1 protein-coding gene is annotated in these 291 nt (G+C 57.0%); it reads left to right on the plus strand.

The genetic code is table 11. The features are described from left to right. Positions 1-291, plus strand: a 291-nt coding sequence (locus P0G09_RS20145; protein WP_275253565.1) for an MATE family efflux transporter, incomplete at both ends; no start/stop codon positions are given.

Here is a 291-nt window from a genome sequence, read left to right on the forward strand (position 1 = left end):
TGCAGGTCAGCGTCAACGGCTATGGTGCCGCTGCCATGGCAGGCTTTGCCGCCTATATGAAGGTGTATGGCTTCAACATTCTGCCTGTGCTGAGCTTCAGCATGGCGGCCACCACCTTTGTGGGCCAGAACTTTGGTGCGGGCAAGATCGACCGTGTCAAAAAGGGCACCTTTGTCCCCCTGGGTATGTGCATCGTTTACACCATACTGACCGGCATCCTGCTGCTCGCCTTCCAGGTCCCCATCATGCACCTGTTCACCGGCGATGAAACGGTCATTGCCTACGGCAAGA

The sequence above is a fragment of the Faecalibacterium sp. DFI.5.82 genome (assembly GCF_029076575.1).
GTDB classification, from domain to species: Bacteria; Bacillota; Clostridia; order Oscillospirales; family Ruminococcaceae; genus Faecalibacterium; species Faecalibacterium duncaniae.